Genomic DNA, 26,244 nt, shown 5'->3' on the forward strand with positions numbered 1-26,244 from the left:
AGTATCAGCTCCGGGTTACTTGACGAAGTAGATGACGGCGAACAGGACGATCCAGACGACGTCGACGAAGTGCCAGTAGTACGACACGACGATCGACGAGGTCATCTCCTTGCGCCCGAAGTTCTTGACCGCGTACGCGCGGCCGATCACGAGCAGGAAGGCCACCAGGCCGCCCGTCACGTGCAGGGCGTGGAAGCCGGTCGTCAGATAGAACGCAGAAGCGTAGGAGTCGGACGAGATCGGCATGCCCTCGGCGACGAGCGTGGCGTACTCCCACACCTGGCCGGAGACGAACACCGCGCCCATGATGAAGGAGAGGAAGAACCACTCGACCATGCCCCACTGGCGGAACTGCCAGATCGAGCCCTTGCGGTAGGGCTGGAAGCGCTCGGCTGCGAAGACGCCGGCCTGTGCCGTGAAGGACGAGAGCACCAGGATGAGCGTGTTGATCGCCGCGAAGGGGATGTTCAGCAGCTCGGTGCGCTCCGCCCACAGCTCGGGCGATGCGTTGCGGATGGTGAAGTAGATGGCGAAGAGGCCGGCGAAGAACATCACTTCGCTGCCGAGCCACACGATCGTGCCGACGGCGACCGGATCCGGCCGCTTCACGGAACGCAAAGCCTGGGGGTATGTCGCTGGAGTCGTCACGTCCCCCATTATGGCTGATTTCGGACCGAGGTTTTCGCATCACTGAAGGTGGTTCGGTCGTCGGACCCTCTTGGTGCCTGTTGGGAGGTGCCCGTGAGAGCGCCGGGAGTCGCCCGCAAAGGTGCCGATAGGATCGGTGTTCATGGCAGAGCACCTCACCTGGCCCGGCATCCTCACGGATCTTCTCGAACGTCGTGATCTCAGCGTGTCGGAGTCGACCTGGGCGATGCAGCAGGTGATGGCGGGTGAGGCGACCCCCTCGCAGCTGGCCGGGTTCCTGCTCGCACTGCGCGCGAAGGGGGAGACCGTCGACGAGATCGTGGGCTTCCGCGACGCGATCCTCGAGGCGGCCGTGCCCCTCCCGGTCCCGGCGGAGGTGCTCGACATCGTCGGCACCGGCGGCGATCGTTACGGCACCGTGAATGTGTCGACCATGTCGGCCATCACGGCCGCGGCCACGGGCATCCCGGTGGTCAAGCACGGCAACAAGGCCGCCAGTTCCTCTTCGGGTGCGTCGGACGTGCTCAGCGCGCTCGGCCTCGATCTCTCGCTGGCACCCGAGCGGGTGGCGGCTGTGCTGGCCGAAGTCGGCATCACGTTCGCGTTCGCGTCGGCCTTCCACCCCGGGTTCCGTCACGCCGGCGCGACCCGCTCCGAGCTGGGCGTGCCGACCGTCTTCAACTTCCTGGGACCGCTGTGCAACCCGGCGCGGGCAGAGGCCAACGCGGTCGGCGTGGCGCAGCTGGACCGCGTCCCCCTCATCACGGGCGTGTTCCGCACCCGGGGCGCGACGGCCCTCGTCTTCCGCGGTGACGACGGGCTCGATGAGCTGACCACCACCGGCCACAGCCGGCTGTGGGAGGTGAGCCTCGGCGACATCCACGAGCATGACCTGGACCCGCGGGACCTCGACATCCCCCGCGCGCGCATCGAAGACCTGCTCGGCGGAGAGCCCGCGCACAACGCGGACGTCGTCCGTCGGGTGCTGGCGGGGGAGACCGGGCCGGTGCGCGACATCGTGCTGCTGAACGCCGCGGCCGGGATCGTGTCATACCGCCTGTTCCGCGACCCGACCGAGGTGCAGCGGCCGATCCTGGAACGTCTCGCCCAGGCGCGGGACGAGGCGGCCCGGGCCATCGACACCGGTGCGGCCGAGGCCAAGCTCACGGCGTGGATCGAAGCGACCGCACGCGCGTGAGATACCGCACGCGCGTGAGATACCTCGTGTGTGTGACTTCCGGTGCGGCTCTGGCCCCGCGGGTGCGCGGACCGCTAGGTTGAACCCGATCGCACCCCCCCGGAACGAAGGAGCGCACCATGTCTGATCAGCCGCAGACCGTCGACACCATCGAGCCGCCCGCCAAGAGCGTGGGAGTGGTGAAGGTCGCCGGGATCCTCGGCATCCTCGGCGGTATCGCTTTGATCATCGTGGGCGTCGTGGTGTGGGTCATGGTCTCCACGCAGCTGCGCGCGGAGAACATCACGATCCCCGACGATGCGATGGCCTTCCAGGGGCAGACCGTCAGTGGGCCCTTGACGGCGTACCTGCAGGCGGACATCATCCAGCAGCACGCGCTCGCGGCGTCGGGCGGCAAGACCTACGCCGAGCTGCCGCAGGACGACCCGGTCCGCGCGACGATGATGAACGCGTCGTTCCTGCGGGCGTCGCTGTTCACCTCGGTGGTCTCGTTCGGCGTGGCCGTGTTCGCGATGGGCGTCGGTGTGCTGTCGATCCTGTTCGGCATAGCGCTGCGCAGGCTTGCCGATGTGCCTGTGGTGGTCCGCCGCTCGACCATCGCGTAGCGGGCCGCGCCGCCGGACGGCACGATAGGCGTCATGGATGCCGTCGCAGCGCTGACCGAGATCGCCACGCTGCTCGAGCGCGAACGCTCCTCGCGGTACAAGTCGAAGGCGTTCCGCGCCGCCGCCGATGCGATCGCCGGTCTCTCCGACGCAGAACTGGCCGACACGGCGAGCCTGCGTCGACGGAAAGGGATCGGCGCATCGACGCTGGCCGTCATCCAGCAGGCGGTCGCCGGCGAGGTCCCGGACTATCTGCGCGACCTGCGGGCGCGGGTGGCTCCCGAGAAGGACTCGCAGCTGCGGGCGCAGCTCCGGGGCGACCTGCATTGCCATTCGGAGTGGTCGGACGGTTTGACCTCGATCGACCTGATGGTCGATGCCGCGCGCGCACTCGGGCACGAATATCTGGCGCTGACCGATCATTCCCCGCGGCTGCGCGTGGCGCGAGGGCTGTCGGCGGAGCGCCTGCGCGAGCAGCTCGAGGTGGTCGCCGGGTTCACCGACGACCGCTTCACGCTGCTGAGCGGCATCGAAGTCGACATCCTCGACGACGGCGGTCTCGACCAGGAGGACGCACTCCTGGGCGAGCTCGACGTCGTCGTGGCATCCGCCCATTCGAAGCTGCGGATGGACAAGGCACCCATGACGCGGCGCCTGGTGGCGGCGGTGTCGAATCCGCGGGTGAATGTCCTGGGCCACGTGACCGGACGGCTGGTCGCCGGCTCGCGCGGGACGCGCCCGCCGTCGACGTTCGACGCGCAGGCCGTGTTCGCCGCCTGCGCGGAGCATTCCGTGGCGGTGGAGATCAATTCACGCCCGGAGCGGGAGGACCCGCCCGACGAGCTGATCGCACTCGCCCTGGCCGAGGGATGCCTGTTCTCGATCCACTCGGACGCGCATGCGCCCGGGCAGTTGTCCTTGCTCGACGAGGGCGCCGCGCGGGCCGAACGCGCCGGGGTGCCGGCCGAGCGCATCGTGACGACGTGGCCGCTGGACCGGCTGCGGGAGTGGGCCCGCAACGACTGAGCTCCGTCTGGTGAGCACGGGTTCAGACGCGCGCGTTCACCGCCTTCGCGGCGCGGGTCATCGACGTGCCCAGACCCCACCGGGTGGCGAGCTCATCGGCCCGCGCGGTGTCGACGGCGCGCAGCCGGCTGTCGATGTCGCCGAGTTCGAGGGTGCGCACGACTTCGACGACGGTGGGAGCGACTGCGAGGTAGTCGAGGGATGCCAGGATCTTGGTCTGCACGCCGGCCGCCATGCCGTCGCCGGCCTCGGCGGCGCGGATGATGCCGGCGAGGTCGCCGTGGCGGGCGAGGAGCGAGGCCGCGGTCTTGTCGCCGACGCCGGCGACGCCGGGCAGACCGTCGGAGGGGTCGCCGCGCAGCACGGCGAAGTCGGCGTACTGCTCGGGCAGGATGCCGTACTTGGACACGACGGCTTCGTCGGTCAGCACTTCGAGGTTGCTCATGCCGCGACCGGTGTAGGTGACGCGGATGCCGCGTGCGTCGTCGACGAGCTGGAAGAGGTCGCGGTCGCCGGTGACCACGTCGACGGGCAGCGGTGATTGGGTGGCGAGGCTGCCGATGATGTCGTCGGCTTCGTGTGCGGCGCGCCCGACGATCGGGATGCCGAGTGCGTCGAGCACCTCGCGGATGAGCGGCACCTGGGCCACCAGCGCGTCGGGCACCTCTTCGATATCGGGGCCGTCGGCGACCGCGGTGACCACACGGTGGGCCTTGTAGCTGGGGATGAGGTCGACCCGCCACTGCGGGCGCCAGTCGTCGTCCCAGCAGGCGATGAGGTGGGTGGGCTCGTAGGTGGTGACGAGCTTCGCGATCATGTCGAGCAGCCCGCGCGCGGCGTTGATGGGGTTGCCGTCCGGGGCGGTCACCTTGTCGGGCACGCCGTAGAACGCCCGGAAGTAGAGGCTGGCGGTGTCGAGGAGCATGAGTCGGTCGGCCACGCTTCATCCTGGCACGCGGCGCCGACACGGGCCGGTCAGCAACCGGGCCCGGTGGGGTCTTCGAGGCACGTGTGGGCGACGAGCGCGGTGTGCAGCTCGAGCACTTCGACGGTGGCGGCGGCGGTCGTCAGGGTGAGTGTGCCGGGGACGTCGAACCATCCGCCGCCGAGGTCGATGGATGCCGCGTAATGCACGTCGACCGTGACGGTGTAGGTGCCGCGTTCGTCGTACGCGTGGCTCGTGTCGGTCGCGGTGAACTGCGGCTGGCCGAGGCTCGGCCAGCTGGTGCCGCCGGAGGTCGAGTGGCGCGTCTCGCCGTCGCCGTAGCCGAAGTCGAAGGACACGGGGGAGAAGCGCACCCGGAGCGGGATGTCGAACAGCTCACCGGCGACGGTGTGAGTGGTCGCGGGCACGACGAAGTTGACGGGCATGCCCACGATCCCGACGCCGGCCGGCTCGCTCTCGAGGACCGGCGCGTCGGGCGCGAACACGGCGACGTCTTCGAGCGTGATCTCGGGGATCTCCTCGCCCTCTTCCGGTTCGGTCTCGTCGTCGACTGCGCAGGTGAAACTGATCCCATCGGCGCAGAGGAAGTGCATCTGACCGTCGCCGAAATCGAGCTCCGGTACGACTGATTCGATGTCCCATGTCTTGGGGCCCTCATAGCGAGCGTGCCTGTCTCGACCGTCATGAGATTCACCAGGCGCAGTGCGCTGACCGTCGACGACGAGCTGTGTCCCGTCGTTTGTGACGGACGGGCATTCGCCGTTCAGCATTTGGAGGTTCGTGCACTGACGATCCGTAGTCGGTGCGAGACGAGCCGGAATGGCGGCCGTGGGCCACGCCACGGATAGGAGCATGAAGGTTGCAATTACTCGGAGCACGCCGAATCACCCTCCGATGCGCCGACGGTTTGTATCAATAGTCCGGTAGGGGATGCGCCCTCGACCAGGTCCACTGTCACTGATTGCATAGGGTTTCGATCGGGGGATGTGCGAGTAGAGCCATCCGAATTAAAGAAGACGACATCAGACACGTCGACGCAGGCTGCGAGCGTCACGACCGATTCGGTCATGGCGAGCGGCTGAGTGCGGACCAGGGAAGCGGCCCCGGTCATCGTCACTTGTTCAGCGTGGAACTCAGAGTAGGACTTCCGGTCGAGCTCATTCAGTTCCCCCGTCGTCCACGCAAAGAGTGGCTCGAAGGTGGCGGGGTCGGAGAGATCGACCTGGTTCCCTGCCTCTACGTACGCGCGGTAGGTTTCCTCGGCGGCGGCGAAGGCCTCGGCCTCGGAGGCGAAGCCGGTGGGGGTGGGGGTCGGCTCCGGCTCCGGGGTGCAGCCGGAGAGAAGGACGACGACAGCGATCAGGGCGGCTGCGGTCTTCGTCTTGCCCGGCATGGGTGTCACGCTATCGTGCACACCTCGGCGCGGTCGGGGTTATCCACAGGGCCGGGTCTCCGGCATCCCGAACCGGTGTCTGGGGAGGAATAGACGGGCCGGGGCTCTGCGACGATGGAGCCATGTCCTTCGGTCAGGCGGCGGCACGCCGCGGCATCCACCCGCCCGCCGGCGCGCCCTGCCCGTGCGGTGGGCCGACGTTCGGCACCTGCTGCGGACCGATCATCGGCGGTGCTCCGGCGGCGACCGCAGAGCAGCTGATGCGGTCCCGCTACACCGCGTTCGCGATCGGTGATGCGGCCCATGTGGCCGCCACCTGGCATCCCTCGACCCGACCCGAGCCGCTCGACCTCGACGGTGACATCCGCTGGCAGGCGCTCGAGATCCTCTCCACCGAGGCGGGTGGGCCGGAAGACGACCGCGGCGTCGTGGAGTTCCGCGCGCACCATCGTGACGCCGAGGGCCGGCTCGGGTCGCTGCACGAGCGCAGCCGCTTCCGCCGGCAGCGCGGTCGGTGGTGGTACGTCGACGGCGTCGTCGATGCCTGACGCCCCCACGCGAAACCCCGATTCTGATACCCTGGAGTGTCACTCGTGTGGCCGTATCGCCGTGCACTCGTGACAAGCAATCCATAACCATCGCTTCGGCTCGGTGGCTTCCGTTCGCCCTCGTGTGAACGGATGCCGGAGTTCCGGGCACGGAGCCCGACACCACACCCAACAAGGACAACCCACTACATGACTAGCGCAACGACCGCCCCGGCCACCAAGCAGGTCGCCATCAACGACATCGGATCTGCTGAGGACTTCCTGGCCGCGGTCGAAAAGACTCTGAAGTTCTTCAACGACGGTGACCTCATCGAAGGCACCGTGGTGAAGATCGACCGCGACGAGGTCCTCCTCGACGTGGGCTACAAGACCGAGGGTGTCATCCCCTCGCGTGAGCTTTCCATCAAGCACGACGTCGACCCCAACGAGGTCGTCAAGGTCGGCGACGAGGTCGAAGCCCTCGTTCTCCAGAAGGAGGACAAGGAAGGCCGCCTCATCCTCTCCAAGAAGCGTGCGCAGTACGAGCGCGCCTGGGGCGACGTCGAGAAGATCAAGGAGAACGACGGCGTCGTGACCGGTCAGGTCATCGAGGTCGTCAAGGGCGGTCTCATCGTGGACATCGGCCTGCGTGGCTTCCTGCCCGCGTCGCTGATCGAGCTGCGCCGCGTCCGCGACCTCACGCCCTACCTCGGCCAGGAGCTCGAGGCCAAGATCCTCGAACTCGACAAGAACCGCAACAACGTCGTGCTCTCGCGCCGCGCGCTGCTCGAGCAGACGCAGTCCGAGTCGCGTTCGAACTTCCTCAACAACCTGCACAAGGGTCAGGTCCGCAAGGGCACGGTCTCGTCGATCGTCAACTTCGGTGCGTTCGTCGACCTGGGCGGCGTGGACGGCCTCGTGCACGTCTCCGAGCTGTCGTGGAAGCACATCGAGCACGCCAGCGAGGTCGTCGAGGTGGGCCAGGAGGTCACCGTCGAGATCCTCGAGGTCGACCTCGACCGCGAGCGCGTCTCGCTGTCGCTGAAGGCGACGCAGGAGGACCCGTGGCAGGTCTTCGCCCGCACCCACGCGATCGGTCAGGTCGCGCCGGGCAAGGTCACCAAGCTCGTTCCGTTCGGTGCGTTCGTGCGCGTCGCGGACGGCATCGAGGGCCTCGTGCACATCTCGGAGCTGTCGGGCAAGCACGTCGAGCTGGCCGAGCAGGTCGTGTCGGTCGGCGAAGAGGTCTTCGTCAAGATCATCGACATCGACCTCGAGCGTCGCCGCATCTCGCTGTCGCTGAAGCAGGCCAACGAGCTGGTCGACCCCTACGGCACCGAGTTCGACCCGGCCCTCTACGGCATGGCCACGGAGTACGACGAGAACGGGGAGTACAAGTACCCCGAGGGCTTCGACGCCGAGACCAACCAGTGGAAGGAAGGCTTCGACGAGCAGCGCCTGGCCTGGGAGGCCGAGTACGCCGCCGCGCAGGCGCGCTGGGAGGCCCACAAGGCTCAGGTCGCCAAGGCACTCGAGGCCGAGGCCTCCGCGCCCGCCGAGACCGGTGGATCGTCGTTCTCGAGCGACTCCTCCTCGGCCGGCACGCTGGCCGACGACGAGGCTCTCGCCGCTCTGCGCGAGAAGCTGTCGGGTCGCTGATCCTGCATTGATCGGTCAGAACGGCCGGGACCTTCGGGTTCCGGCCGTTCTGCGTTTCCGGGGGTCGCCGATGCCGGGCGGGACCGGGTGGCGCGGTAGCGTCATCGCATGAGTGCACGCGCGACACGGCCGCCCCGGCCGCCGGCCGATCGCACCCGTGAACGGGCGACGGCCGTCAACCAGCTGCTGACCGGGCTCGTCGCGCTCGTCTCATGCAGCGTCGCCCTCGCCTTCGGGGCGGTGGACGACATCTACCAGCTCGTGGGCGGGCTCGGACTCATGTTCGTGGTCACCGGGGTCGCGGTCATCGTGCCGTGGAACCGCCTGCCGCCGCTGACGATCGCGATCGTCCCGCTCCTCGACGTCGTGGCGATCACCATGATGGAGAGATCCGCGCCGACGGTGGGACTCGCGCTGCTGTGGGTCTTCCCCTGTCTGTGGCTGTCGTCGTCGTTCGGCGTGAAGGGGCTCGTGACGAGCATCGTCACCGTGTCCGCCGCGCTGTGGAGCACGGTGGCGATCGCCGCACCGGGGGAGTTCGAGACATCCTTCGTGGTCATCCCCGTCACGATGGCGATCGTGTCGGCCATCGCGTTCCTCTACGCCCGCCGAGCCACGGCTCAGCGGATGCTGCTGAGCCGGCAGAGCCTGTCGCTGCGTCGCGCCGCCGACCGAGCGCACCGCCAAGAGGCGTTCTTGACCGAGGTGCTGGATGCCGTGGACTTCGGTGTCGTGCGACTCGACCCGAGCGGTGCGACGACCCTGGCCAACGAGGCGCACGCACGGCTGCTGGCGCCCCCGCAGGACGATGACGGGGACCGTGCCGCCTACGCCGCCGACGGCGTCACTCGGCTCGCCCCCGACGAGGAGCCGGTGGCCCGCGCCGAGCGCGGCGAGACGTTCGAGTCCACCCTGGTCTGGTATGGCGCTCCCGGACGTGCCCGGCGCGCGCTGAGTGTGACGGCCCGCAGGCTGCGCGGCGCCGAGGGCGAACCGGCGGGTGGGCTCGTGGTCTCGCGTGATGTGACCAGCGAGGTGATGGCCCTGCGCGCGCGGGAGGACTTGATCGCGTCGGTGTCGCATGAACTGCGCACACCGCTGACATCCATCCTGGGGTACGTGGAGCTCGCGATGGATGCCGAAGGGCTGCCGAGCTCGACCCGGTCGAACCTTCAGGTGGTCGAGCGCAACGCCGAGCGGCTCCTGCACATCGTGTCCGACCTGCTGGCCGCAGCGGCCGACGCCCGAGGCGGCATCGCGCTGACCTTCCATCCGGAGCGTACCGATGTGTCGCGGCTGGTCGGGGCCGCCGTCGACGCGATCGCCGCCCAGGCGGATGCCCGTTCGATCACGATCGACACGACCGGCGTCGAAGACGCAACGGCGTGGACAGACCCGCTCCGGCTGCGCCAGGTGGTGGACAACCTCCTCAGCAATGCCGTCAAGTACCACCACGAAGGGGGTCGTATCGAGGTGGGGGTGACCTCGGACGTCGACCACGCGTGGGTCGTGGTGCGCGACGACGGACCGGGAATCCGGGCCGAGGAGGTGCCCCTGCTGTTCGACCGCTTCTACCGTGCGGATGCCGTGCGGCACACCTCTGCGCACGGCAGCGGGTTGGGGCTGGCGATCAGCCTGGAGATGATGAGAGCGCAGGGCGGCGACATCACCGTGCGCACCGAGGAAGGCAAGGGCAGCACGTTCATCGTGCGGATCCCACTGCGTTCGGGGGAGGAAGACTGATGCAACTGGACGTCCTGTCGGTGGCGGTGATCACCGCCATCGTCGTGAACGTTTCGGGCGTGCTGTTTCTGCTCGAGATGATCCTGCGGCGCGAAGAACGCGTCGGGCGCGTGTGGGCGCTGTCCTTCCTCGCCGGCATGCTCACCACGTTCTGCCGCGTGGTCTGGGCGGCGGAGCCCGGACCGGTCTGGCCGGCCGCGGTCGGCAATGGGGCGCTCGTCGCCTCCCTGGGTTTCATGTGGGTCGGATGCCGCGCGTTCAACCGTCGGTCGACCGCGGCGGCGGGTGCAGCGGTCGTCGTGGCATCCGTCGGGGTCTTTCTTCTCACCCTGTTGACATATGCGGAGGGGGACTGGGCGGGAGCGCTGCCGATGCTCGCCGTCTTCGCGCTCTTCACCGGCTTGGGTGCCTTCGAGGCGTTCCGGGGGGAGATGAAGCGCCACGGCACCGCGCTGGGCCTGGCGATCGTGCTCGTGCTGGTCTGCGCGTTCTTCGTCTGCCGGTTCATCGCGCACATCGCGTACGGTCCCGGTTCGCTGCTGTTCCGGACGTGGTTCGGCCCCGTGATGACCAGCGCGGTGACGGTCGTCTTCACGGTGGTCGCTCTGCTGACCACCTCGGTGCTCCGGGCGGAACGCGCCCGAGTGCGCGGAGTGACGGCCGCGACCGCGCTGCAGCGCGGTGACGACGGCGTCCTTCGTCCGGATTCTTTCCAGCTGACCTTCGGGGAGCTCGTCGAGCGCGCGGCCGCCCGCGGAGTGGTCGTGGGCGCGGTCGCGGTCATCATCGAAGAGGTGGGACAGATCGCCACGGCGTTCGGCGCAGATGAAACGTATCGTGTCACCTCGGCCTTCCGGCGCGCGACGCGAGAGGCGATGCCGCTCCAGTCGATGATCGGCGAGGGCGACACCGGGGAGTTGTTGGTGGCGATCACCCCGGGTTCGGAAGACGAAGCGCGCGAGGTCGCGTATGCCCTGCAGCGCGCGGCCTCGGCGGCTCTGGAGGGTGAGCGCGTCACCGTCGCCCCACTCGTCAAGGTCGGCGTCGCCGCGGCATCCGGTTCGGACGCTTCGGCGACGGCGCTGATTTCGGCGGCTCGGTGTGCGGCATTGGCCGGCGACGCCGAGAGCGGAGTGGTCGTCGCCTGGAGCGCCCGTCAGGAGCGGGTCGACCGATAACCCACGCCGCGCACCGTCTCGATCCACCGAGGCTTTGCGGGAGATTCGCCGAGCTTGCGGCGCAGGTTCGCGACGTGCACCTCGATGGCGCGCTCGTCGTGCTCGGTGACGAACCCTCCGCTGTCGCGGTCGCGCCGGAGCAAGAGCGCCAGCGAGCCTTTCGAGACGACGCGACCGTTGTGCTCGAGCAGGTCCAGGAGGATGTCGAACTCACTGCGGGTCAGGTCGACGTCGGCGCCGTCCACTTGCACCAGTCGCCGCGGTTCGTTCACCCGGAGGCCGTTGAACTCGAGCCACTCCGCGTCGTCCGGCGAGTCCGGGGTGGACGGGGGAGCGTCGGAGGTCGTGAGCGTCCGCGGTCTCCTCAGCATGGCCTCGATGCGCGCACGCAGCTCGCGGGGCCGGAACGGCTTGGTGACGTAGTCGTCGGCACCGGCTTGCAGACCCTGCAGCACGTCGATCTCCTCCGCGCGTGCGGTGAGCATGACGATGTAGGTCGAGCTGAGGGTGCGGATGCGCTTCGCCGTCTCGAAGCCGTCCATACCCGGCATGCTGATGTCGAGCGTCGTCACCACGGGGTCGTGCTCGCGGACGAGCTTCAAGCCCGCCTCGCCGTTGCCCGCGGAGAAAGCGGTGAAGCCGGCGCTTTCGAGGACCTCGGTCAGAAGCGCCCGGATGTCCGGGTCGTCCTCGATGACGACCGCGACCCGCTGTTCCACTGACTCATCCTCCGTCGTCCCGCCGCCTGACGCCGGCCACGTGATCTCGGTGATGATATCCCAGAACACGCTCTGGAACGCCTCGCCCATGGTTACGACCCGGCGCTATCGATCGTGCAGTGGAAGGCGGGATCGCCGGCGAGATCGTTCATCCACACATCACCTGCCGGTAGCCGCTGGGCTCAGTAGCTCGAAGAACATCGTCTGCGTGTTCCACTGGATCGTGCGTCCTGTCACTGTCGGCAGCCTGACCGACGTCCAGCCGTCGGTCGGGATGAACTGCGCGTTCCCCTGCACATTGGCTTTGCTCCAGTCCATCTCTGGTGCGTCGCCCGTCGCGGTGGTGAGGTCAATGGAGAAATCCACGAACTCCGCTTGGGAAGGCGTCGCGAAATCGACGTAGTACTGACGGTGGATGCCCGCACCGTCGATCCAGCCGCTCACCCTGATTCCCTTCACCTCGCACGACGCGAGTTTCGTGCCGCCCATCGCCCATGCGGTGCAGGAGTTGCCGGAGACCCACGACCCAGCGGTGGTGGTGGCCGTGACGTACACCGGATCGGTCCAGGCGGCCTGCGTCTGCGATGCCGCGCCGGCGCTGACGCCGATGCCGATGACGGCCGCTGCGGCGAGCGTGAGTGCGACGATGCGGGAGCGTCTCATGATCTCGTCTCTTCTTCGTCTTCCCTGCGGCGTCGCGCCAGGAGAATGATGATGATGCCGCCGACGAGGGCGGCGATGCCGGCACCGATGACGCCTGCCGCGATGGTGTTGCCGGTGGAGGGCAGTGCGGCATCCGCTTCGACGAACGTGATGCTGCCGCTGGCGGCTGCCGTCGCGCCCTGCTCGAGCTCATCCGGCATGCGGACGGTGGTCACCAGCGAGTGCGTACCGGAGGACAGGGTGGTGCCGACCAGGTCGTCCCAGCCCGTGCAGGCGTCGCCCGTGCACAGCGTGACGGTCCACTCGGCGTTCGTGCCCCCGATCGACCATGCGGAGTCCACGACTCGCGCACGCACCGGGATGGTGACCGGTTGCGCGGCGGAACGGGTCTCACCGGGCAGCATCTGCGCGAAGCTGATGTCGACCGGTTGCGCGAAGGTGGCGGGGGCCGGCGTGAGCAGGCCCACCCCCAGAACGGCTCCGATGATCACCGCAGGGACGGCTGCCAACGTTCGACGGACGTGCGCGTTCATCGTTGCACCGCCACAGCACGGGGTGTCCGCGGCCGAGGCCCGGCGGGGATCAACAGCGAGATGCCGAGCAGCGAGCCGAGCCCGATGAGGAGAGGGACGACCACGGCAGGCGTGGTGAGACGGGTGACGACTGTGCCCATGCCGGCCAGCTGCCAGGTGGGCTTCCAGACCGACGCGCCGACGGTGTAGTCCAGGGCGTCGGAGAACTCGTTGTTGTCACCCTTCATCGAGATGGTGAACCGGCCGTCTTCGGCCTGCTCGATGCTCTCGATGCGGTGGGTGACCAGCGATTCCGTAAGCTCGGAAGGGAGGCTGACGACGTCACCGACTTCGAGTTCCGCGGTGTCTGCAGGGGTGGCGATGAGCAGGTCGCCGGTCATGATGCCCGGCTCCATCGAGCCGGATATGACCACGAGCGGCTTGATGAGACCGGCCGTGGTCGCGCCCCAGACCGCGGCACATGCGATGCCGACGGCAGCCAGCAGCCACAGCAGGCCGCTCGACAGGCGGCGGAGAATCTGGAGCATGGCGTGTCCTCGTCTGGGCGGTGGTCGAAGGAAGGGCCGGCGACAGGACGCGGGGGGTGCGTCCTGCCGCCGGGGTCGGTCAGCCGGCGACGGCTGTCGCAGTGCCGGCGATCTTGACGACGATCGTCGCGGACTTGCCCTGGTTGGTGGCGGCCCAGTCGGCGGGGGCCTTCACGACCAGCTGGAACTCGTCGGTGGCGCCGTTCACGAGCGTGGGGGCCAAGTCCTCCACGGTCGCGGTCGGGTTCTCCTCAAAGGCGCTGGCGGCGAACTCAACCGACGACGTCAGCGCGGCGCCCACCGTGCTGTCGTTCTTGACGTGGAGCTTGATGGTGCGGGTCTCGCCCGGGAGAAGGTTCGCGAGCTCCGATGCGGGGATCTCGATCTTCGCCTCCTCGACGCCCTCTGTCCACGATTTGCCGTCGATCGAGCCCTGCAGGTTGAACGTGGCGGCCTCGGCGCCGGCCGAGAAGAAGACGTTGTCAGTCCACGCGGCGCTGGTCGCGGCCGCGCCGATCCCGCCGATGGCGAGCGCGGCGAGTCCGAACGCGATGACGGCCCGCTTCTTGTCCTTGCGCGGCTCCTCGACGGTCGAGGCGGTGGTGGGGGTGTTGTCGATCATGTTGTGACCTCTGAGACTCGGGGTTTCGGCGGGGTCGGGGCCCCGATTCGGTCACCGGTTTCGGTGACACTCTGAAGGTACGAACCGGCCCTCAGCGCCTCCCCAAGCGACCCTCAAGGCCGCCTCAGGATCGGCTCAGCAATGCGGCCGTGGCACGATGAACGCATGCCTCTCATCGCGCTGACCGGGGGAATCGCGTCCGGGAAGTCCACGATCTCCCGGCGCCTGGCCGAGCACGGCGCCGTCATCGTGGACGCCGATCAGATCGTCCGCGACGTGCAGGAGCCGGGCTCGCCCGTGCTCGCTGAGATCGCGACGGCGTTCGGCGACGAGGTCATCGCTGCCGACGGCAGTCTCGACCGTGCGGCGCTCGGCGCCGTCGCCTTCGGCGATCCAGAGGCACTGGCGCGGCTCAACGCCATCGTCCACCCGGCGGTCGGCGTCGAATCGAAGCGCCGGTTCGACGACGCCTTCCGGCAGAACCCCCAGGCCGTCGTCGTGTACGACGTGCCGCTGCTGGTCGAAGCCCGCGTGGACGACCCGTGGGACCTGATCGTGGTGGCCGACGCGCCCGCCGAGATGAGACACCGCCGCCTGAGGGAACTCCGCGGCATGAGCGACGACGAGGCCGCCGGGCGGATCGCCGCGCAGGTCTCCGATGAACAGCGTCGGGCCATCGCCGACGTCGTCATCGACACCTCGGGGACCCTGGAGCACACCCGTGCTCAGGTCGACGACCTCTGGGAGCGTCTCAGTACCGCGGAGTGAGCCGTATCCCGCGGAGGATCAGGCCGGCTCAGTGGGCGCGGGTCGGCGCCGCGCCCGCCGCCGCAACAGCACGATCGCGGTGATCACGAGGCCGACCAGGAGCAGCAGCGCGATGATCGGCACGAAGATCGCGGCCAGCGCCAGGCCGAACGACGACACGTCTTCGGCCGTCGACACCAGGGGCGCGGCGAGGCCCGCGGTCGCCGCGTTGGCCACGGGGCGCACGAGTGCCTTCAGCAGATGGACGCCGAGGGCGATCACCACGCCGATGACGATGGGCACCCACGCGTTGTCGGCGAACAGTGTCGCGGGATCGTCGAGGGTCAGCGCCTCCGCGCTCGAACCCGCACCGAACACGATGCCGCCCGCCGCGGGGCGGATCGCGGTCTGCAACACGTCATTGACCGAATCGACCGCGGGGACCTTGTCGGCGACGATCTCGACGACCAGCAGGATGCTGGTGATCCACAGCGCGACATCGCTCGACAGCCACGCCCAGCCCGAGGGCAGGTCGAACGCCGGGGCGAATCTGTCCACCAGCCCGAGGAGGAACAGCGGCATCCACGCGTTCAGACCGGCGGCGGCCGCCAGTCCTGTGCCCACGAGGAATTCCACGACGTCAGCCTACGGCGTGGGGTGCGGGCGCCGCGGATGCGTGGACCGGAACGACCATGGTCGAGCATGAAGATTCGACACAGAGTCGGTGGCCATTCGCGGGGCATAGAACCAATGTCGGAGGTCGGTGCAACGATGGATGCAACGCAGAAAGGGGGAGTCATGACGGCAGACACCGTGGTCGGCTCCTCCCGCCTGCACGCGCTCGTGGACGAGATCGTCACCCTCGAACAGCAGAAGGCGACGGTGGATGCCGCGATCGAGAAGGCCATGGCCCGGCTCGGCGACCTCACCGACGACGCCATCCGCGCACTGCCGGCCGACCGTCGGGCCGCCCAGATCCCGCTGCGTGACGTCTCCGCCCGCATCGCCGCGCGCCTCCGCGTGTCCGACCGCACGATCCAAGGGCGCCTGCTCGACGCGCAGACCCTGATGGCCGAGTACCCGCTCCTGGTCGAATCGTGGGCCCAGGCACGCATCACCCGGGGCCATGTCCGCGCGATCGTGGACGCCGGCGAGCGTCTGCGCGATCCCGAGATCCGCGCCGACTACGAACGGCACCTCGTGCGCGTCGCTGAAGAGGAGAGTGTGGCCCGCACCCGGCCGGTGGCTCAGCTCACCGCGGAGCGGCTGAATCCGGTGCCGCTCGCCGAGCGCCACGCCGAGGCGCGCAAGCGCCGCAAGATGCAGCTGCGCCCCCTGCCCGACGCGATGGTCCGCGTGCTCCTCGACGTGCCGGCGGTGCTTGGGCACGGCGTCTTCCAGCGCGCGACAGAGCTGAGCCGGCTCGACCGCGCGGCGCCGCCCCGGCCTGCGTCGGAACGGCTCGGGCTCGGCAGTGCGCCGACGCCCGAGCCCGGGCCGTCGCGGCACACCCTGCAACTGGTGACGGCGATCGCTCGCCGCCCCTCGGGGTTCGAGATCGCCGTGACCCTTCACCTGCGGGCCCTCGTCGCTGTGGCCGGGGTCAGCGGCATGGATTTCGTGCGGGATGCCGGTGCCCACGCCCTCGCCGAAGACACCCGGACCCTCGATCAGCGGCGGGCCGACCTCGCGTGCGAACTGCTGCTGGCCGGCGTCCCCACCGGGGTCGACCCGGAGACCGCCCTCAACATCACCGCGAAGGTCCGCCTGACCGTGCCGGTGCTCACACTCACCGGCGATGACACCACGCCCGGCCGCGCGCCGGCAGAGCTCGCCGGGCGCGTCCCGGTCGATCCGGCCACCGCGCGCCGGCTGGTCGCCCGGGCCCCGGGGTGGGACCGGGTGCTCACGCACCCGATCACCGGCATGGTGCTCGCCGTCGATCGGTATCGTCCGACCACCGCGCAGCGGCGCTACCTCGACGCACGCGACATGCAGTGCCGGTTCTTCGGCTGCACCGCGCCGGCGCACAGGTGCGATCACGACCACACGATCGAGTACTCCCGCGGGGGACCCACCGACGTGCGGTATCTCGCCGACGAGTGCAAGCGACACCATCCGCTTCGCCATCACAGTCGGTGGCAGGTGATCCCGCACGCGGACGGCGTGTTCGAGTGGATCGATCCGGACGGCCGCCGGTATCTCGACAGACCGGCGCCGACCGTCGGGTTCCTCCCCGACTCGTTCTTCGAAGCACGACATCGCCGCGACGGCCTGTACCTCCACGACAGCGGTGATCCGCCGCCGTTCTGAACCGACCGTTATTACGCCGCGGGTTCTGAATCGACCCTTCTGACGCCGCGGTTCTGAAGCGGCCATCCTGAACCGCCGTTCTGAAGCTGGCGTCCTGACCCCGTCACCCGGCGGCCGCCGGCCCGCATGTCCGGGGTCGCGCATACGCTGGAAGGATGCAGACCACGCGATCGGTGCGACCCTTCGAAGTCGTGAGCGAGTACGAGCCCAGCGGTGACCAGCCGCAGGCCATCGCCGACCTCGCCGCGCGCATCAACGCCGGTGAGACCGACGTCGTGCTGCTGGGCGCCACCGGTACCGGCAAGTCGGCGACCACCGCCTGGCTCATCGAACAGGTGCAGCGTCCCACGCTCGTGCTCGCGCACAACAAGACGCTCGCGGCGCAGCTGGCCAACGAGTTCCGCGAACTCATGCCGAACAACGCGGTCGAGTACTTCGTCAGCTACTACGACTACTACCAGCCCGAGGCGTACGTCCCCCAGACGGACACCTTCATCGAGAAGGACTCGTCGATCAACGCTGAGGTCGAACGGCTGCGCCACTCGACCACCAACTCGCTGCTCAGCCGACGCGACGTCGTCGTCGTCTCCACGGTCTCCTGCATCTACGGCTTGGGCGCCCCCGAAGAGTATCTGCGTGCGATGGTCGCGCTGCAGGTGGGGGAGCGGTACGACCGCGACGCCCTCATCCGCAAGTTCATCGCGATGCAGTACAACCGCAACGACGTCGACTTCTCGCGCGGGAACTTCCGCGTCCGCGGCGACACGATCGAGATCATCCCCGTGTACGAGGAGTACGCGGTGCGCATCGAGCTGTTCGGCGACGAGATCGAAGCGCTCTACATGCTCCACCCGCTCACCGGCGACGTCGTCCAGAAACTCGACAGCGTGCCCATCTTCCCGGCATCCCACTATGTCGCCGGCACCGACACCGTGCAGCGGGCCATCGGCACGATCGAGGCCGAGCTCGCCGAGCGGCTCACCGAGCTCGAAGGGCAGGGCAAGCTACTCGAGGCCCAGCGCCTGCGCATGCGCACCACCTTCGACCTCGAGATGCTGCAGCAGCTCGGATTCTGCTCCGGCATCGAGAACTACTCCCGCCACCTCGACGGCCGGCAGCCCGGCGAACCGCCGCACACCCTGCTCGACTTCTTCCCCGACGACTTCCTGCTCGTCATCGACGAGTCGCACGTGACCGTGCCGCAGATCGGCGCCATGTACGAGGGCGACGCGTCGCGCAAGCGCACCCTCGTGGACCACGGGTTCCGACTGCCCAGCGCCCTGGACAACCGCCCGCTGCGCTTCGACGAGTTCAAGCAGCGCATCGGCCAGACCGTCTACCTGTCGGCCACACCCGGGCGCTACGAGATGGGCATCGCAGACGGGGTCGTCGAGCAGATCATCCGCCCGACGGGCCTGGTCGACCCGCAGATCATCGTCAAACCCTCGAAGGGCCAGATCGACGACCTGCTCGAAGAGATCCGGGTGCGCGTCGAGCGCGACGAGCGCGTGCTCGTCACGACGCTCACCAAGAAGATGGCCGAAGAGCTCACCGACTTCCTCGGCGAGCACGGCGTGCGGGTGCGCTACCTGCACTCCGACGTCGACACCCTGCGCCGCGTTGAGCTGCTCACCGAATTGCGATCGGGCGTCTACGACGTGCTCGTGGGCATCAACCTGCTGCGGGAAGGCCTCGACCTGCCCGAAGTGTCGCTCGTCGCGATCCTCGACGCCGACAAGGAGGGCTTCCTGCGCTCGGGAACCTCCCTCATCCAGACGATCGGCCGCGCCGCGCGAAACGTGTCCGGCGAGGTGCACATGTACGCCGACAACATGACCGACTCCATGAAATCGGCCATCGACGAGACCGAACGACGCCGCGAGAAGCAGATCGCCTACAACCTCGAGAACGGGATCGACCCCCAGCCGCTGCGCAAGAAGATCGCCGACATCACGGAGGTGCTCGCGCGCGAGGCGTCCGACACGGCCGACCTGCTGTCGCGCAAGAACAAGTCGGGCAAGGGCAAGTCGCCCACGCCCCAGCTGCGCCGGGAGGGCATCGCCGCCGAGGGTGCGACCCAGCTCGAAGCCACCATCGAAGACCTCTCGAGCCAGATGCTGGCCGCCGCCGCCGAGCTGAAATTCGAACTGGCCGCGCGGCTGCGCGACGAGGTGCAGGACCTCAAGAAGGAGCTGCGCGCCATGGAGCGTGCCGGCCACGCGTGACCGGCACCGGAAGGGACCGGATATGCAGCAGCGCGTGAGCCTGATCACGCTGGGCGTCGCCGACCTCGAGCGCGCCATCGCGTTCTACCGCGATCTTGGTTGGGAGCCCCACGCGGCGTCCGTCCCGGGCGAGGTCGCCTTTTACCAGGCGGGCGGCATGGTTCTCGCGCTCTGGTCACGCGCCGAGCTCGCGGCCGATTCCCGGGTCGTCGATGCCGGAGGCTGGGGAGGGATCACCCTCGCGCACAACGTCGCCCGCGAAGCCGACGTCGACGCCGTGCTCGAGGCGGCCCGGACGGCCGGCGGCACCGTCGCCCGCCCCGGTGCGCCCACCCCGTTGGGCGGCTATTCGGGCGTGTTCCTCGACCCCGACGGCCACCCGTGGGAGGTCGTGGTGAACCCGGCCTGGCCCCTCGACGAGAACGGCGCCGTCTCGCTGGGAGGAAACCCGGGCCGACGCCGCGTCGTCACGGGCACGTCATGAGCGGCTTGGGGCCCGACCGGTCGAAGGTGTGCGCCGACATGGGGTGCCCGCACAGCGGGCACGCGCGCTCCGTGCGCACCGGCTCGGGCTCGGTGTCGTAGGGTCCGACGGACGCGGGCCCGGCGTAGCGGATCAGACGGGAGTTCCAGAACGCGTACCAGCCGCCGGCGTTGCGGATCCGCTCACGCAGTGGGGGTCGTTCCGGGGTGTTTCGCGTCATGATGGTTAGTGTACTAAACAAGCAGATAGGCTGACGTCGTGACGACCACCCGCGACGACCTTCTGAAGCTGGACAATCAGCTGTGCTTCGCCCTGGTGACCGCCGCCCGCAACGTCGTCGCCATCTACCGGCCGATCCTCGAACCCCTCGGCCTGACCCATCCGCAGTACCTCGTCATGCTCGCCCTGTGGGAGCGGTCGCCGCGGTCCCTGGGGGAGCTGGCCGCCGAGCTGGCCATGGAGCCGGCGACTCTATCGCCCCTGGTCAAACGCCTCGAGGCGCAGGGCCGCGTCGTGCGCCGGCGTCGCGCCGCCGACGAACGCGTGCTCGACATCGACCTGACCGCCGCCGGCCGCGATCTGCGCACCGAGGCGCTGGCCGTGCCCGAGCAGGTGATGGCGCAGGTGGGGGTGGATGCCGGAGCCCTCCAGGCGCTGCGCGACGGCCTCGCGCCGTTCGCCGGCCCCCGCGCCTGACGCCGCCCCAACCTGCCGATTCGCCCAGAACGGACCGCCCGCACGGGGCTCTCGGAGCCAGTGTCGGAGGCCCCATCTACACTTGTCTGGTGCCCATCGTCCCTGTCGTGAACCCCTCAAAACTCAGCGTCCGCGGTGCTCGCGTCCACAATCTGAAGGATGTGGATCTCGACATTCCGCGTGACGCTCTCGTCGTGTTCACGGGGCTGTCCGGGTCGGGGAAGTCGAGCCTCGCGTTCGACACGATCTTCGCCGAGGGCCAGCGGCGCTACGTCGAATCGCTGAGCTCCTACGCCCGTCAGTTCCTCGGCCAGGTCGACCGTCCGGACGTCGACTTCATCGAGGGTCTGAGCCCCGCGGTGAGCATCGACCAGAAGTCGACCAACCGCAACCCGCGGTCGACCGTGGGCACGATCACCGAGATCCACGACTACATGCGTCTGCTGTGGGCGCGCATCGGCGTCCCGCACTGCCCCGAATGCGGCGCGCAGATCCAGCGGCAGACCGTGCAGCAGATCGCCGACCAGCTCATGGAGCTGCCCGAGCGCACCCGCTACCAGATCGTGGCACCCGTCGTATCGCAGAAGAAGGGCGAGTTCGTCGACCTCTTCAAGGAGCTCAGCGCCAAGGGGTACGCCCGCGCCGTCGTCGACGGCGAGCTGGTGCAGCTGGCCGAGCCGCCCAAGCTGAAGAAGAGCTACAAGCACGACATCGCGGTGGTCGTCGACCGCCTCGTCGCCAGCGGCGACATCCTCAGCCGCGTCACCGACTCCGTCGAGACGGCGCTGAACCTCGCCGGCGGCATCATGCAGGTCAACTTCGTGGACGAAGAAGCGGATGCCGCGTGGCAGAGCTTCAGCGAGAAGCTCGCCTGCCCGAACGGGCACCCCATCCAGCTGACCGAGATCGAGCCGCGCACCTTCTCGTTCAACGCCCCGTTCGGCGCGTGCCCCGCCTGCTCCGGGCTCGGCACCCGGATGTCGGTCGACGTCGACCTCATGCTCGGCGATGAGGAGCTCTCGATCAACGAGGGCGTCGTCATCCCGTGGACGACGCAGGGCAAGGGGCTGTTCCAGTACTACGAGCGGCTGCTCGTCGGGCTGGCCGACGACCTCGACTTCTCGCTCGACACGCCGTGGAAGGACCTGTCGCCGCGCGTGCAGGACGCCGTGCTGCGCGGCGAGAACTTCAAGGTGACCGTCAAGTGGCGCAACCGCTACGGGCGGGAGATGCGCTACACCTCGGGCTTCGAGGGTGTCATCCCCTACATCGAGCGGCAGTACGCGAGCGCGGAGTCCGACACGCAGCGGCAGCGCTGGGGGGAGTACCTCCGCGAGGTGCCGTGCCCGGTCTGCAACGGTGACCGGCTCAAGCCCGAAGTGCTCGCCGTGAAGGTCCACGGTCACTCGATCGCCGAGGCCTCGCACCTGAGCCTGGGCGACGCGCAGAAGTACTTCGCCGATCTGCGGCTCACCGACCGCGAGGCGCAGATCGCCGCCGCCGTGCTGCGCGAGATCCGTGCGCGCCTCGACTTCCTCATCCAGGTGGGGCTGAGCTACCTCAGCCTCAGCCGCTCTGCCGGATCGCTCTCCGGCGGCGAAGCGCAGCGCATCCGGCTCGCGACACAGATCGGCTCGGGCCTCACCGGCGTGCTCTACGTGCTCGACGAGCCGTCGATCGGCCTGCACCAGCGTGACAACCGGCGCCTCATCGAGACGCTCGTCCGGCTCAAGGACCTCGGCAACACCCTCATCGTCGTCGAACACGACGAGGAGACCATCCACGCGGCCGACTGGATCGTCGACATCGGACCACGCGCCGGCGTGCACGGCGGCGAAGTGGTCCACTCCGGCCCGCTCGCCCCCCTGCTCGAGGACGACGCCTCGATCACGGGCGCCTACCTGAGTGGCCGCCGCGCGATCCCGACGCCGGTCAAGCGCCGCAAGGTCGACAAGAAGCGGATGGTGACCGTCGTCGGTGCCCGCGAGAACAACCTGAAGAACGTCACGGCCGAGTTCCCGCTCGGTGTGCTCACGGCCGTCACCGGCGTGAGCGGTTCGGGCAAGTCTTCCCTGGTCAACGGCATCCTGTACGAAGTGCTCGCCACGCGCCTCAACGGGGCCCGCCGCGTCGCCGGCAAGCACACCCGCGTCACCGGCCTCGACCACCTCGACAAGGTCGTCCACGTCGACCAGGCGCCCATCGGCCGCACGCCGCGATCCAACCCCGCCACCTACACGGGCGTGTTCGACCGCATCCGGACCCTGTTCAGCGAGACACCCGAGGCGAAGGCCCGCGGCTACCAGCCCGGCCGGTTCAGCTTCAACGTCAAGGGCGGGCGCTGCGAGGCCTGCTCGGGTGACGGCACGATCAAGATCGAGATGAACTTCCTGCCCGACGTGTACGTCGACTGCGAGGTGTGCCACGGCCAGCGGTACAACCGCGACACGCTGTCGGTGCACTACAAGGGCAAGAACATCGCCGAAGTGCTCGACATGCCCATCAGCGAGGCGGCCGAGTTCTTCGAGCCCATCCAGGCCATCCACCGCTACATGAAGACGCTCGTCGACGTCGGCCTCGGCTACGTGCGGCTCGGGCAGTCGGCCACGACGCTGTCCGGCGGCGAGGCGCAGCGCGTCAAGCTCGCCACCGAACTGCAGCGCCGCTCGAACGGGCGCAGCATCTACGTGCTCGACGAGCCGACCACCGGCCTGCACTTCGAAGACGTGTCGCGCCTGCTCGAGGTCTTGAACGGCCTCGTCGACAAGGGCAACACCGTCATCGTCATCGAGCACAACCTCGACGTCATCAAGTCGGCCGACTGGGTCATCGACCTGGGCCCCGAGGGCGGCGCCGGCGGCGGCCAGATCGTCGCGACCGGCACACCCGAGCAGGTCGCCACGGTGCCCGGCAGCCACACGGGGGCGTTCCTCAGCGAGATCCTGGGGACGGCGTCCGCGCGCAAGGCAGGCTGACGTGGCCGCCCAGCTGCCGTACAAGCCCAAGCCGGGGGAGATCCCCACCGAGCCGGGCGTCTACCGGTTCCGTGACGCCGAGGGCCGGGTGCTCTACGTCGGCAAGGCGAAGAACCTCCGTGCCCGGCTGTCGAACTACTTCGCTCCGCTGCACACGCTGCACGAGCGCACCCGCCGGATGGTCACGACGGCATCCTCCGTCGAGTGGACGGTCGTGGACACCGACGTGGACTCGTTGCAGCTGGAGTACATGTGGATCCAGGAGTACTCGCCGCCGTTCAACGTCCGGTACAAGGACGACAAGTCCTACCCGTACATGGCGGTGACCCTCGCCGATGAAGCGCCCCGCGTGATCGTCACGCGCAACCGCAAGATCCGCGGCGCGAAGTACTTCGGCCCGTACCCCAAGGTGTGGGCGGTGCACGACACGATCGACCTGATGATCAAGGTCTTCCCGATCCGCACCTGCAGCGACGCGTCGTACAAGCGGGCCATGGCCACCGGCCGGCCGTGCTTCCCGGGCCAGATCGGCCGCTGTGGCGGGCCGTGCTCGATGAAGGTGACCATCGAGGAGCACCGCGCCATGGTCGACGACTTCGTGTCGTTCATGTCGGGCGCCGACCAGCGCTTCACCAAGGCCCTCACCGCCCGCATGAACGAGGCGGCCGCCGCCACGGACTACGAGTCCGCGGCGGTCTACCGCGACAAGCTGCAGTCCATCGACGCCGTCCTGACCCGCAGCGCGCTCGTGCTGGCCTCCGACACCGACGCCGATCTGTTCGGCATCGCCGAGGACGAGCTGTCCGCCGCCGTGCAGCACTTCGTCGTCCGCGGCGGCCGCATCCGCGGGGTGCGCGCCACCACGATCGACAAGGAGCTCGACATCTCCGGCGCCGAACTGGTCGACCAGGTGCTGCAGCGCACCTACGGCGACGCCGCGCCCGCCGACATCCCACGGCAGGTGCTCGTACCGACCCTGCCCGACGATGCCGTCGAACTCGAGCAATGGCTGTGCGAACGTCGCGGCAAGCGGGTCAGCGTCCAGGTCGCGCAGCGCGGACGCAAGGCCGAGCTGATGCAGACGGCGACCCGCAATGCGCAGCAGGCGCTCCTGCTGCACAAGACCCGCCGCACGAGCGACTACACCGCGCGGTCCCAGGCCCTGACCGACCTGCAGGAGGCGCTCGGGCTCGACGAAGCCCCGCTGCGCATCGAATGCTACGACGTGTCCCACCTGTCGGGCACCAACGTCGTGGCCTCCATGGTCGTGTTCGAGGACGGGCTGCCCCGCAAGGATCAGTACCGCTCGTTCGGCGTCACCGGCACCACCGACGACACCGCCTCGATGCACCAGGTGCTCATGCGCCGGCTCGCCTACCTCGACCGTCCCGAAGAAACCGAAGCGGATGCCGAGGTCTCGACCGATCCGCTGGCCGAAGGCGACGTGGTGACCACCCGCAAGAAGCCGCGGTTCGCCTATCGCCCGCAGCTGCTCGTCGTGGACGGCGGGCAGCCGCAGGTGGAGGCCGCTGCGCGGGCGTTGCGCGACGCCGGCCACCCCGAGATCGCCCTGTGCGGCATCGCGAAGCGGCTCGAGGAGGTCTGGCTGCCGGGGGAGGAGTACCCGGTGATCCTGCCGCGCACGTCCGAAGCCCTGTATCTGCTGCAGCGGCTGCGTGACGAGGCGCACCGCTTCGCCATCACGCACCAGCGCAAGCGCCGCAAACGCGACATCAGCTCGGTGCTCAGCGAGATCCCGGGGCTTGGACCCAGCCGCATCAAGGCGCTGCTCAAGCACTTCGGATCGGTCGCCAAACTCAGTGCCGCCACACCCGAGCAGATCGCCGAACTGCCCGGCATCGGACCCAAGCTGGCGGCGACGATCCATCAGCACCTCGCCAGTCGCTAGGCTGGAGTCCGACGACAGGGGAGAAGCGGTGACGGACGATCAGCCGGCGGGCGAGGTTCTCATCGTCACCGGCATGTCGGGTGCCGGGCGGACCACGGCCGCCAACGCCCTCGAAGACCTCGGCTGGTACGTCGTCGACAACCTGCCGCCGCAGATGCTCAAGCCGCTGCTCGAGGTCACGGGCCTCGCCGCGGGCGCACTGCCGAAGATCGCCGCCGTCGTCGACGTGCGCGGCGGCGGGCTGCTGCGGGACCTGCCGGAGGTCACCCGCGTCCTGCGCGACGGCCGTCCGGTGCGGGTGATGTTCCTCGACGCCTCCGACGACGTCCTCGTGCGCCGCTTCGAGGCGGTCCGCCGCCCGCATCCGCTGCAGGGCGACGACACGATCGTCGACGGCATCCGCCGGGAGCGGGCGCAGCTCGCCTCGATCCGCGAGTCGGCCGACATCATCATCGACACCTCGCACAACAACGTGCACCAGCTCGCGACCCGCGTCGTCGACATGTTCCGCGACGACGGGCAGGCACGGCACACCGTCACCGTCATGAGCTTCGGCTTCAAGTACGGACTGCCGCCGGACGTCGACCTCGTCGCCGACATGCGCTTCCTGCCCAACCCCTTCTGGGAGCCCGAGCTCAAGGCGTTCACGGGTGAGGACGAGAAGGTCCGCGACTACGTGCTCGGCCAGACCGGCGCCACCGAGTTCATCGACGCCTACGCGAAAGCGCTGCGACCCGTGCTCGAGGGGTACCAGCGCGAGAACAAGCGCCACTCCGTGGTCGCGATCGGGTGCACCGGGGGCAAGCACCGCTCCGTGGTCACCGCGATCGAACTGGCCGAACGCCTGGCGTCGGTGCCCGGCGTCGCGGTCCGCGTGAAACACCGCGACCTCGGCCGCGAGTAGGCTG

Annotated in this window: 26 protein-coding genes; 15 read left to right on the forward strand and 11 right to left on the reverse strand. The window is 68.9% G+C overall.

The features are described from left to right. Positions 1-15: 15 nt before the first annotated feature. Complete coding sequence (gene ctaE / locus ACQ143_RS00730; protein ID WP_449568810.1) at positions 16-657, reverse strand: aa3-type cytochrome oxidase subunit III; 642 nt, start codon at positions 655-657, stop codon at positions 16-18. Positions 658-790: 133 nt separating this feature from the next. Between ctaE and trpD the strand changes: the two genes are divergently transcribed. From trpD to ACQ143_RS00745, 3 genes are all read left to right on the forward strand, one after another. Continuing rightward, positions 791-1,846, forward strand: coding sequence for an anthranilate phosphoribosyltransferase (gene trpD / locus ACQ143_RS00735; protein ID WP_449568811.1), 1,056 nt, complete (start codon positions 791-793; stop codon positions 1,844-1,846). 119 nt (positions 1,847-1,965) lie between these two features. After that, on the forward strand, positions 1,966-2,451 hold the full coding sequence (locus tag ACQ143_RS00740) for an aromatic ring-opening dioxygenase LigA (protein ID WP_449568812.1): 486 nt from the start codon (positions 1,966-1,968) through the stop codon (positions 2,449-2,451). 33 nt (positions 2,452-2,484) lie between these two features. After that, positions 2,485-3,477 (forward strand): PHP domain-containing protein, encoded by a 993-nt coding sequence (locus tag ACQ143_RS00745; RefSeq protein WP_449568813.1) that lies wholly within the window; start codon positions 2,485-2,487, stop codon positions 3,475-3,477. Positions 3,478-3,499: 22 nt separating this feature from the next. Here ACQ143_RS00745 and ACQ143_RS00750 read toward each other — a convergent pair whose 3' ends face one another. The 3 genes from ACQ143_RS00750 to ACQ143_RS00760 all read right to left on the reverse strand — a co-directional run bounded on the left by ACQ143_RS00750 (position 3,500) and on the right by ACQ143_RS00760 (position 5,816). Continuing rightward, entirely contained in the window at positions 3,500-4,417 is a 918-nt protein-coding gene (locus ACQ143_RS00750; protein ID WP_449568814.1) for a 5'-3' exonuclease, read from the reverse strand. Between the two features lie 35 nt (positions 4,418-4,452). Continuing rightward, a complete protein-coding gene (locus ACQ143_RS00755) occupies positions 4,453-5,016 on the reverse strand; it encodes a hypothetical protein (protein WP_449568815.1) in 564 nt (187 codons plus the stop codon). A gap of 272 nt (positions 5,017-5,288) precedes the next feature. Then, positions 5,289-5,816, reverse strand: coding sequence for a hypothetical protein (locus ACQ143_RS00760; RefSeq protein ID WP_449568816.1), 528 nt, complete (start codon positions 5,814-5,816; stop codon positions 5,289-5,291). Between the two features lie 122 nt (positions 5,817-5,938). On the opposite strand from ACQ143_RS00760, the gene ACQ143_RS00765 reads away from it, so the two are divergent. From ACQ143_RS00765 to ACQ143_RS00780, 4 genes are all read left to right on the forward strand, one after another. After that, the gene (locus ACQ143_RS00765; protein WP_449568817.1) at positions 5,939-6,364 is read left to right on the forward strand and encodes a YchJ family protein; all 426 of its coding nucleotides are present in this window, start codon (positions 5,939-5,941) and stop codon (positions 6,362-6,364) included. A 189-nt stretch (positions 6,365-6,553) separates the two neighbouring features. Next, complete coding sequence (rpsA, locus tag ACQ143_RS00770) at positions 6,554-8,002, forward strand: 30S ribosomal protein S1 (RefSeq protein ID WP_449568818.1); 1,449 nt, start codon at positions 6,554-6,556, stop codon at positions 8,000-8,002. Between the two features lie 108 nt (positions 8,003-8,110). After that, positions 8,111-9,745: a sensor histidine kinase gene (locus ACQ143_RS00775; RefSeq protein WP_449568819.1), complete on the forward strand. Its 1,635-nt coding sequence runs from the start codon at positions 8,111-8,113 to the stop codon at positions 9,743-9,745. Continuing rightward, on the forward strand, positions 9,745-10,923 hold the full coding sequence (locus ACQ143_RS00780) for a hypothetical protein (RefSeq protein ID WP_449568820.1): 1,179 nt from the start codon (positions 9,745-9,747) through the stop codon (positions 10,921-10,923). Before ACQ143_RS00775 ends, ACQ143_RS00780 begins: the two co-directional genes overlap by 1 nt. On the opposite strand, the gene ACQ143_RS00785 is transcribed toward ACQ143_RS00780, so the two are convergent. The 5 genes from ACQ143_RS00785 to ACQ143_RS00805 form a co-directional block, all read right to left on the reverse strand. Continuing rightward, positions 10,902-11,642, reverse strand: a complete 741-nt coding sequence (locus ACQ143_RS00785) for a response regulator transcription factor (RefSeq protein ID WP_449568821.1) — start codon at positions 11,640-11,642, stop codon at positions 10,902-10,904. The two genes, ACQ143_RS00780 and ACQ143_RS00785, sit on opposite strands and share 22 nt — an antisense overlap. A 159-nt stretch (positions 11,643-11,801) precedes the next feature. Beyond that, the gene (locus ACQ143_RS00790) at positions 11,802-12,305 is read right to left on the reverse strand and encodes a hypothetical protein (protein ID WP_449568822.1); all 504 of its coding nucleotides are present in this window, start codon (positions 12,303-12,305) and stop codon (positions 11,802-11,804) included. After that, positions 12,302-12,814: an LPXTG cell wall anchor domain-containing protein gene (locus tag ACQ143_RS00795; RefSeq protein WP_449568823.1), complete on the reverse strand. Its 513-nt coding sequence runs from the start codon at positions 12,812-12,814 to the stop codon at positions 12,302-12,304. The genes ACQ143_RS00790 and ACQ143_RS00795 overlap by 4 nt, the downstream gene beginning before the upstream one ends. Positions 12,815-12,834: 20 nt before the next feature. Beyond that, positions 12,835-13,365: a signal peptidase I gene (locus ACQ143_RS00800; protein WP_449568824.1), complete on the reverse strand. Its 531-nt coding sequence runs from the start codon at positions 13,363-13,365 to the stop codon at positions 12,835-12,837. A gap of 79 nt (positions 13,366-13,444) precedes the next feature. Further along, positions 13,445-13,987, reverse strand: a complete 543-nt coding sequence (locus tag ACQ143_RS00805; RefSeq protein ID WP_449568825.1) for a hypothetical protein — start codon at positions 13,985-13,987, stop codon at positions 13,445-13,447. A 165-nt stretch (positions 13,988-14,152) separates the two neighbouring features. Here ACQ143_RS00805 and coaE point away from each other — a divergent pair, with 165 nt between their 5' ends. Next, on the forward strand, positions 14,153-14,755 hold the full coding sequence (coaE, locus tag ACQ143_RS00810) for a dephospho-CoA kinase (RefSeq protein ID WP_449568826.1): 603 nt from the start codon (positions 14,153-14,155) through the stop codon (positions 14,753-14,755). Between the two features lie 18 nt (positions 14,756-14,773). On the opposite strand, the gene ACQ143_RS00815 is transcribed toward coaE, so the two are convergent. Next, on the reverse strand, positions 14,774-15,370 hold the full coding sequence (locus tag ACQ143_RS00815; protein WP_449568827.1) for a DUF4126 domain-containing protein: 597 nt from the start codon (positions 15,368-15,370) through the stop codon (positions 14,774-14,776). Between the two features lie 162 nt (positions 15,371-15,532). Here ACQ143_RS00815 and ACQ143_RS00820 point away from each other — a divergent pair, with 162 nt between their 5' ends. The 3 genes from ACQ143_RS00820 (at position 15,533) to ACQ143_RS00830 (ending at position 19,756) form a co-directional block, all read left to right on the forward strand. Next, a complete protein-coding gene (locus ACQ143_RS00820; RefSeq protein ID WP_449568828.1) occupies positions 15,533-17,047 on the forward strand; it encodes a DUF222 domain-containing protein in 1,515 nt (504 codons plus the stop codon). Between the two features lie 155 nt (positions 17,048-17,202). Then, on the forward strand, positions 17,203-19,272 hold the full coding sequence (gene uvrB, locus ACQ143_RS00825; RefSeq protein WP_449568829.1) for an excinuclease ABC subunit UvrB: 2,070 nt from the start codon (positions 17,203-17,205) through the stop codon (positions 19,270-19,272). Between the two features lie 34 nt (positions 19,273-19,306). After that, complete coding sequence (locus ACQ143_RS00830) at positions 19,307-19,756, forward strand: VOC family protein (protein WP_449568830.1); 450 nt, start codon at positions 19,307-19,309, stop codon at positions 19,754-19,756. On the opposite strand, the gene ACQ143_RS00835 is transcribed toward ACQ143_RS00830, so the two are convergent. Then, positions 19,740-19,976: a hypothetical protein gene (locus ACQ143_RS00835; protein WP_449568831.1), complete on the reverse strand. Its 237-nt coding sequence runs from the start codon at positions 19,974-19,976 to the stop codon at positions 19,740-19,742. The two genes, ACQ143_RS00830 and ACQ143_RS00835, sit on opposite strands and share 17 nt — an antisense overlap. A 38-nt stretch (positions 19,977-20,014) precedes the next feature. Here ACQ143_RS00835 and ACQ143_RS00840 point away from each other — a divergent pair, with 38 nt between their 5' ends. The 4 genes from ACQ143_RS00840 (at position 20,015) to rapZ (ending at position 26,240) form a co-directional block, all read left to right on the forward strand. Then, positions 20,015-20,452 carry a MarR family winged helix-turn-helix transcriptional regulator gene (locus ACQ143_RS00840; protein WP_449568832.1) on the forward strand — a complete coding sequence of 146 codons (438 nt, stop codon included), beginning with the start codon at positions 20,015-20,017 and terminating at the stop codon, positions 20,450-20,452. An 89-nt stretch (positions 20,453-20,541) separates the two neighbouring features. Beyond that, the gene (uvrA, locus tag ACQ143_RS00845) at positions 20,542-23,427 is read left to right on the forward strand and encodes an excinuclease ABC subunit UvrA (protein ID WP_449568833.1); all 2,886 of its coding nucleotides are present in this window, start codon (positions 20,542-20,544) and stop codon (positions 23,425-23,427) included. Position 23,428: 1 nt separating this feature from the next. After that, the gene (gene uvrC, locus ACQ143_RS00850) at positions 23,429-25,336 is read left to right on the forward strand and encodes an excinuclease ABC subunit UvrC (protein WP_449568834.1); all 1,908 of its coding nucleotides are present in this window, start codon (positions 23,429-23,431) and stop codon (positions 25,334-25,336) included. 28 nt (positions 25,337-25,364) lie between these two features. Continuing rightward, positions 25,365-26,240 carry an RNase adapter RapZ gene (rapZ, locus tag ACQ143_RS00855; RefSeq protein ID WP_449568835.1) on the forward strand — a complete coding sequence of 292 codons (876 nt, stop codon included), beginning with the start codon at positions 25,365-25,367 and terminating at the stop codon, positions 26,238-26,240. Positions 26,241-26,244 lie beyond the last annotated feature (4 nt).

The sequence above is a fragment of the Microbacterium pollutisoli genome (assembly GCF_053586795.1).